The 7,794-nt window shown below is 70.9% G+C and carries 7 protein-coding genes; 2 read left to right on the top strand and 5 right to left on the bottom strand.

The window, feature by feature from the left end; genetic code table 11:
• Nucleotides 1-1,237 (top strand): CocE/NonD family hydrolase C-terminal non-catalytic domain-containing protein (locus VIM19_01455; protein ID HEY5183579.1); only part of this gene is annotated, 1,237 nt, incomplete at its 5' end.
• Between the two features lie 28 nt (nucleotides 1,238-1,265).
• Nucleotides 1,266-1,880 (top strand): TetR/AcrR family transcriptional regulator, encoded by a 615-nt coding sequence (locus VIM19_01450; GenBank protein ID HEY5183578.1) that lies wholly within the window; start codon nucleotides 1,266-1,268, stop codon nucleotides 1,878-1,880.
• Here the strand turns inward: VIM19_01450 and VIM19_01445 are convergent.
• The 5 genes from VIM19_01445 to VIM19_01425 are packed head-to-tail and all read right to left on the bottom strand — an operon-like array spanning nucleotide 1,858 to nucleotide 7,636.
• Nucleotides 1,858-2,823, bottom strand: a complete 966-nt coding sequence (locus tag VIM19_01445) for an ABC transporter ATP-binding protein (GenBank protein HEY5183577.1) — start codon at nucleotides 2,821-2,823, stop codon at nucleotides 1,858-1,860. The two genes, VIM19_01450 and VIM19_01445, sit on opposite strands and share 23 nt — an antisense overlap.
• Before the next feature lie 26 nt (nucleotides 2,824-2,849).
• Entirely contained in the window at nucleotides 2,850-3,806 is a 957-nt protein-coding gene (locus VIM19_01440; GenBank protein HEY5183576.1) for an ABC transporter ATP-binding protein, read from the bottom strand.
• A gap of 18 nt (nucleotides 3,807-3,824) precedes the next feature.
• Complete coding sequence (locus VIM19_01435; protein HEY5183575.1) at nucleotides 3,825-4,736, bottom strand: ABC transporter permease; 912 nt, start codon at nucleotides 4,734-4,736, stop codon at nucleotides 3,825-3,827.
• The gene (locus VIM19_01430; GenBank protein ID HEY5183574.1) at nucleotides 4,733-5,779 is read right to left on the bottom strand and encodes an ABC transporter permease; all 1,047 of its coding nucleotides are present in this window, start codon (nucleotides 5,777-5,779) and stop codon (nucleotides 4,733-4,735) included. Before VIM19_01430 ends, VIM19_01435 begins: the two co-directional genes overlap by 4 nt.
• Before the next feature lie 3 nt (nucleotides 5,780-5,782).
• Nucleotides 5,783-7,636, bottom strand: coding sequence for an ABC transporter substrate-binding protein (locus tag VIM19_01425; protein ID HEY5183573.1), 1,854 nt, complete (start codon nucleotides 7,634-7,636; stop codon nucleotides 5,783-5,785).
• Nucleotides 7,637-7,794 lie beyond the last annotated feature (158 nt).

The raw sequence follows: 7,794 nt of genomic DNA, 5'->3' as shown, positions 1-7,794 counted from the left end.
CTGCCCGGTGATGCTCGTCGCCGGCTGGGCCGACGGGTACCGCAACAACTCGCTGCGCACGATGGTGGCGCTCGGCGAGGCCGGCGTGCCGCGGCGGCTGCTGGCCGGCCCCTGGTCGCACGCGGCGACCGACACCTCGCTGCCCGGGCCGCGGATCGACCTGCTGCCCGAGATGGTGCGGTGGTGGGACCGCTGGCTGCGCGGCCGCACGGACCTCCCCGAGGAGCCGGTGGTCACCTACTTCATGCGCCGTTCGACCCGCCCGGAGCCGGACCTGGACAGCTGGGCGGGGGAGTGGCGCCAGGAGGACTGGCCGAGTCCGCGGGTGGGCACCCGGTCGCTGGGGCTGATCGGGCGCCGGCCGTACGTCGTCCGGCCGGACGTCGGCACCGCCGCGTGGATCTCCTGCGCCGGCCACCTGCCCTACGGCCAGCCGCTGGACCAGCGCTTCGACGACGCCGCCTCGCTGACCTGGGAGTGGGACGCCGACGACGTCGAGCTGCTCGGCCATGCGCTGCTGCGGCTGACCGTGACGGCGTCCGAGCCGGTCGGGTTCGTCTCGGCCAAGCTCACCGACGTGTTCCCCGACGGGACCTCGGCGCTGGTCACCCGGGGGCTGCTCAACCTGACCCACCGGAACGGCCACGAGTCACCGCAGCCGCTGCAGCCGGGCCAGCCCTACGACGTCGAGGTGGAGCTGGAGGCGACGGCGTTCGCGTTCGCCCGCGGGCACCGGCTGCGGCTGTCGCTCGCCGGCGCGGACTGGCCGAACACGGTGGCACCGCCACGGCCGCTCGTGCTCGAGGTCCGAGGTGGCGAGCTGCTGCTCCCGGTGGTGGAGGAGCCCTCGCCGTACCCGCCGCCGCGGCTGGTCGCGGCCGAGGGTGAGCCGGAGGCGGCGGAGGGCGTGTCCTGGCGGGTGGAGCGGGACGTGCTGGCACGGGAGACCGCGTGCCTGGTTGACCACGGGTCCGGCTACGAGACCGTGCACGGGACGGCGGCCGAGCACTACCGCGGCCGGGTCTCGGTGGACAGCCGGACGTTCGAGCAGCGGGCCGAGTCCGATGTCTCGTTCACTCTCACCTGGCCGGAGGCCACCGTGAGCACGCGGTCCACGCTGGAGGTGCGGGCGGGGGCGGAGCACTTCGACGTCGCCGTCGTGCTGCAGGTGCGGGAAGGGGACGACCTGGTGGCCGAACGGCGCTGGCACCGGCGGATCGCGAGGGACCTCGCATGACCAGGCCGCTGGCGTAGGGGCCGGTCCGGTGGCGCGTCGGCGACCCGAGGTGCGCCGCGAGGAGATCCTCGCGGCCACCGTCGCGGTGATCGAGCACCGCGGGTTCGCACACACCCGGGTGACCGACGTGGCCGACCTGCTGGGGATCAGTCCCGCGCTGGTCTTCTACCACTTCGAGTCGAAGGAGGCGCTGCTCGCGCGGGCCTTCGAGTACGCGGCCGAGCGGGACCTGGAGCGGTTGCACGTGGCGCTGGTGAAGGGGTCGGACGCGACCGACCGGCTGCGCCGCATCCTGCGGCTGTACGGCCCCCAGGGCGCCGCCGGCGGGTGGCTGCTGTGGATCGACGCGTGGGCGACGGCACTGCGCGTGCCCGAGCTGAGGCACACGTCCGGCCGGCTGGACCGGCGCTGGAAGCAGGCCGTCGCGGAGGTGATCGCGGACGGCGTCCGGCGCGGCGAGTTCCGCTGCGACGACCCGAGCGGGGCCGCCTGGCGGATCACCGCGCTGATCGACGGGCTAGCGGTCCAGACGACGGTGCACGGTGCGGTGACCCACCGTCAGGTGGCCGCCTGGGTGGACCGCGTCGTCCGCGCCGAGCTCCACCCACAGAAGGGCACCTTTATGCAGGGTGTGGGGTGGTGAGGAGGCAGGCGGCGTGGTGGCCGTCGGCGATCGGGAGCACCGGCAGGACGGCGGTGCGGCACTGGTCGGCCACCCCCGCCCGCTCGGCGGTCCCGTCGGCCAGCGCCGGGCACCGCGGGTGGAACCGGCAGCCGCTCGGCACCCGGGTCGGGTCCGGCGGCTCCCCGGCCAGCACGACCGGCTCGACGTGCCGGATCTCCGGGACGACGGACAGCAGCGCCTTGGTGTAGGGGTGCTGCGGGTCGGCCAGCACCTCCTCGGTGGGGCCCAGCTCGACCACCCGGCCGAGGTACATGACCGCGATCCGGTCGGCGATGTTCCAGGCCAGGCCCAGGTCGTGGGTGACCACGAGGACGGTGAGGCCCAGCTCGTCGCGCAGCTGCAGCAGGAGCGCGAGGATCTCCCCGCGCACCGAGGCGTCCAGCGACGACACCGGCTCGTCGGCGACGAGCACGCTCGGCTCGAGGGCGAGCGCCCCGGCGATCACCACGCGTTGTCGCTGCCCACCGGACAGCTCGTGCGGGTAGGACAGGAAGAACCGCTCGGGGGGGCGCAGCCCCGCGCGGGACAGCGCCCGGGCGACCAGCTCCCGCTCGTCGCCGCGGACCTTGTGGATGCGCAGTCCCTCAGCGACCGCCTCGTAGATCGTGTGCCGGGGGTTGAGCGCCCCGGACGGGTCCTGCAGCACGAGCTGCACCCGGCGCCGGTAGGTGCGCAGCGCCTTCGAGGAGTAGGCCAGCGGCTGGCCCAGGTGCACGACCTTCCCGCCGCTCGGCTGGACCAGGCCGAGGAGGGCGCGGGCCAGCGAGGTCTTGCCACATCCCGACTCACCGACCAGGGCGAGGATCTCGCCCTGCCCCACGGCCAGCTCGACGCCGTCGACGGCGTGCGCCTCAGGGCCGCTTCGGTTGCGGAAGGTCACAGCCAGTTCGTGTACCTCCAGGGCCGGGGGGTCGACCTGCACCGAGGTCACGTCGGGCTCCCTTCGAGCAGTGCGCAGGCCGCGGCCCGCTCGGGGCTGAGCCGCCGAAGCGGTGGCTCGGCCCCGGTGGCGCAGCTGGGGACCGCCGCCGGGCAGCGCGGGTGGAAGGGGCAGCCGTCCGGCAGCTGGGCCGGGTCTGGCGGGTCGCCAGGCAGGCCGCGCGGCGCCAGCCGCGAGGCGTGGTCGCCGATGGTGGGGAACGCGGCGGACAGGGCGGCGCTGTAGGGATGCTGCGGGTCGGCGAACAGCTGCTTGGCCGGCCCCTCCTCGACCACCCTGCCGGCGTACATCACGCTCAGCCGGTCACAGGTGGTGCCCAGTACCGACAGGTCGTGGCTGATCATCAGCATGCCGACGCCCATGTCCTTGACCAGCGAGCTGATCAGGTCGAGCACCTGGGCCTGCACCATCACGTCGAGCGCCGTCGTCGGCTCGTCCGCGATGATCAGCCGCGGCCGGCAGGCCAGCGCCATGGCGATCATCACACGCTGCTTCTGGCCGCCGGAGATCTGGTGCGGGTACGACTTGGCCCGCCGGGCCGGCAGCCCGACCTGCTCGAGCAGCTCGTCCACCCGCTTCGCGGCGGCCTTGTCCGACACCTTCTCGTGCAGCACGATCGGCTCGGCGATCTGCTGGCCGATGGTCCGGACCGGGTTGAGCGAGTGCAGCGCACCCTGGAAGACGATCGAGGCATGGGCCCAGCGCACCGTGCGCAGGTCGCCCCACTTCATGGTGAGGACGTCGCGGCCCTCGAGGAGCACCTCGCCAGTGACCACGGCGTTCGACGGTGACAGCCGTAGTGCGGTCGCGGCCAGGGTGGACTTGCCGCAGCCGGACTCGCCGGCCACGCCGAGGATCTCGCCCGCCTCGACCGTCAGGTCGACACCGCGGACGGCGGGGACGTGACCGGCCCTGGTCCGGTAGGACACGTGCACGTCGCGCATCTCGAGCAGAGCCACGCGTCAGCGCTCCCGAAGCCGTGGGTTGAGCACGGTCTCCAGTGCCCGGCCGACCAGCGTGAACGCCAGCACCACCAGGACGATCGCGATGCCCGGCGGGAAGAGGTACCACCACGCGCCGGCCGAGATCGCGCCCTCGTCGAACGCGTTCTCCAGCATCGAGCCCCAGGACACGTGGAACGGGTCACCCAGGCCGAGGAACGACAGCGTCGTCTCGGTGAGGATCGCCCCGGCCACCGTGAGGGTCGTGTTCGCGAACACCAGCGGCATCACGTTGGGCAGCACGTAGCGGTTCATCTGCCGCCAGTGCCCGGCGCCGAGGGCCTTGGCCCGCTCCAGGTACGGGCGCGCCTCGATGGACAGGGTCTGCGCCCGGATCAGCCGGGCCGTCGAGGCCCAGCTGGTGATCCCGATGACGAAGATCAGGATCCAGAAGGAGTGGCCCAGCACGCTGGCCAGCACGATCGCGAGCGGCAGGAAGGGGATGACGAGGAACCACTCGGTGAACCGGCTCAGCAGCCCACCGACCCAGCCGGTGAAATGCCCGGAGGAGATGCCCACCAGGGTGCCGATGACCATCGCCATGAGCGCCGCGGCGAAGCCCACGATCAGCGAGATCCGCGAGCCCCAGATGAGCAGGGTCACGATGGAGCGGCCCTGCTTGTCGGTGCCCAGCGGGTAGCCCGGGTACGGCGGGTGCATCGGCAGGCCGGTGGCCTGCGTGACGTCGAGCCCGCTCTTGTCGGCGAGCAGCGGCGCCAGCAGGGCCACCAGCACGAAGAAGCCCAGGATAACCAGCCCGGCGACCCCGGCCCGGTTGCGTCGGAACTCCTTCCACACCCGGCCGAAGGACGCCCGACGCCTGGCCCAGGCCACCGAGCGGGCCGACGGCGGAGCGGCTGTCGACGCGCTCATGCCGGCCGTACCCGGGGGTCGAGCAGCGGGTAGGCGAGGTCGGCGACCAGGTTCGCGAAGATCACGCCGGCCGAGAACAACAGGAAGACTCCCTGCAGCAGCGGGAAGTCCGGGACCTTGAGGGCCTCGTAGGAGAGCAGCCCCAGGCCGGGGATCGAGAACACCGTCTCGATCGTGATCGCCCCGGAGACCACGAAGCCGAGGTTGAGCACGAGCAGCGTGAACGACGGGAGCAACGCGTTGGGCACGGCGTGCAGCTGCCGGACGTCGGCGTCCCGCAGCCCCTTGGCTCGCGCGGTCAGCAGGTAGTCCTCACCCATCTCGTCCAGCAGCGAGGACCGCATCACCAGCGAGTACTCGGCCAGGTAGGCCAAAGTCAACGTGATCACCGGGAGGGCCAGGTGGTAGGCGACGCTCAGCACCCCCTGCAGCGAGGCGGGGTCGACGCCGGGCGTGATCAGGCCGCTCGTCGGGAAGATGCCCGGGATCGGGCCGAAGCCGGAGGCGAACACCAGGATCAGGATCATGCCGAGCCAGAACTCCGGCATCGAGTAGAGGATCAGGGTGATCGACGTGCTGGACCGGTCGAACGTGCTGTCCCGGCGCCAGGCCTGGTGGATGCCCAGCCACAGGCCGATGATCGTGCACAGGATCGTCGAGATCCCGAGCAGCAGGATGGTCGGCCACATCCGGTCGGCGATGACCGTGGTCACCGGCTGCCGGAACTTGAAGGAGATGCCCAGGTCCCCGTGCAGCAGGTTCCCCAGGTAGGTCAGGAACTGCTGGGGGATCGGCTGGTTGAGGCCGAACTGCTTGCGCAGCTGGGCGATCTGCTCGGCTGGGACGGCGTGGTTGCGCGTGAGCATCTTCGCGGGGTCACCGGGAAGCACTCGGAACAGGAAGAAGTTGAACACCGCGACGAAGAACAGGCTGCCGATCGCGCCGAGGACCTTGCCGCCGACGTAGCGCAGGTTGTGCCGCCGGGTGGAGGCCGCCGGCACCGTTGCCGGTGCCGGGGCCTCCACCACGAGGGTGGTGGGCATGGACTACTCCCGCTCTTCCGCCGTACGCCGCGAGCGGGCCACGAAGAACCCGCCGATGCCGACGATGGCCACCGCCGCCACGCCCAGGCCGACCCACAGGCCGGTGGAGCTCGAGCTGGTGGACGTCACGTCCGAGACCGGCTCGATGTTGCGGTAGGTGTAGGTGCCGTACTGGAACAGCAGTGAGCCCTTCGGGATCGGCTGCGGCTGCAGGTTGGTGAACCGGTCACTGCGGTACGCCTCGAGGTTGGCGTAGTAGTAGGTGACGATGTACGGCGCGTCCTGGTAGAGCATCTTCTGCATCTGCTTGACGATGGCGGTCCGTGCCGCCGGGTCGGTCGTCGTCGCCTGCTGGGCGTACAGCACGTCGTACGCCGGGTTGCAGTAGAAGCTGTCGGACAGGCCGGCGCTGATCGTGCTGCCGGCCTTGGTGCTGCGCGAGGAGCACAGGAACGTCGACAGCTGGTAGTCGGGATCGGGCTCGACCACCCAGCCCCACTCGAACATGTCGTACTCGCCGTTGCCGACGATCTCGGTGAGCTTGTCCTCCGAGACGATCTGCACGCTGACCTTGATACCGATCTGCTGCAGCCAGCCCTGGATGTACTGGACGGAGTCCTTCGAGGTGGGGCTGGAGTCGCGGCCGAGCAGGCGCAGGTCGAGCGGCTTCTTCGTCGCCGGGTCGACCCGGATGCCGTCGGCGCCCTTGGTGTAGCCGGCGTCGTCGAGCAGCTGGTTGGCCTTGGCGATGTCGAAGGTGCGGGCGGCCGTGCCCGGGTCGTAGTGCGTGTTCGCGTAGATCGGCGGGATGATCGAGCTGCCCTGCTCGCCGTAGCTGCCGAGGACCTTGGTGACCAGCGTCTTGGTGTCGACCGCGTAGCCGATCGCGTCGCGCACCCGCTTGTCCTTCAGCGCCGGGTTTCCGTTGCCGATCGCGACGCCCGTGTCGGTCGCCGCACCGGTGTTGAAGGCGAGCTCGTCGAAGCCGGAGTACTCGGCCGGGAACGTGGTGATGCCGGCCTTGCCCTGCAGCGAGGTGAACGAGGTGGAGCCCAGGCTGTCCGCGAAGTCGATCTCGCCCTTCTTCAGAGCGGCGACCATCGTGTCCTCGCTCTGGAAGATCCGGAACACCAGGTTGTGGATCTTCGGTGCGCCGGCCCAGTAGTTCGGGTTCGCATGGAACGAGATGTACTGGCCGGTCACGTGCTGGTCGAAGATGAACGGCCCGGAGCCCACGATCGGCTCGTTCTTGTAGGTCGAGACGTCCTTCTCGCTGATGTTCTTCCAGATGTGCTCGGGCAGGATCGGCACCGCGAGCCGGGTCATGATCGGGGTCGGCTTGCTGACCGTGAGGATCAGGGTCGTGTCGTCCGGCGCCTCGGCCTTGGTGATATTGGTCACATAGCTGCCGAAGTTGGTCTGCTCGTCGGTACCGTTGAGGATCCGGTTGAATGTGTACGCCGCGTCGTGGGCGGTCAGCGGGACGCCGTCGGACCACTTCGCCCCGGACCGGATCTTGTAGGTCCAGGTCTTGTGGTCAGCGGACTCGGTCCAAGACTCGGCCAGCTGCGGGACCGGGGAGAAGTCCTTCTGGCTGTACCCGATCAGCTGGTCGTAGGTGACGCCCCAGACCTCGTACGACGAGGCCAGGATCCCCACGAACGGGTTGAGCGAGTCGACGTCCTGCAGGAAGCCGACGGTGAACGTCGTCTTGCTCGCGCTCGGCGAGGCGCTCGCCGCACCACTGGCGCTGGGCGAGGCGGACGTGCTGGCGGCCGCCAACGTGGCGGGGGCGACGACCAGCCCGGCAGCCACCAGCGCGGCGCCGAGCCGACGGGTCAGGGTGCTGCGGTTCATCACGGGCTCCGAGGTCTCGTGTGTCGGGGGTGCCATGGTGCCGCCGGCGGCGGACCGAGAATGGGGCGCCGGGCTGGCCGTGGCCGAACTGTTGTGGAAGTCGCGGACGGGGGCGCTAGGTTTCCGCCCCATGGCCGAAGCCACCGTTCCCCCCCGCC

The sequence above is a fragment of the Actinomycetes bacterium genome (assembly GCA_036510875.1).
In the GTDB taxonomy this organism is placed as follows: domain Bacteria; phylum Actinomycetota; class Actinomycetes; order Prado026; family Prado026; genus DATCDE01.
Note: the sequence above shows the minus strand (reverse complement) of the source record. Positions and strands in the feature narration are given on the sequence as shown.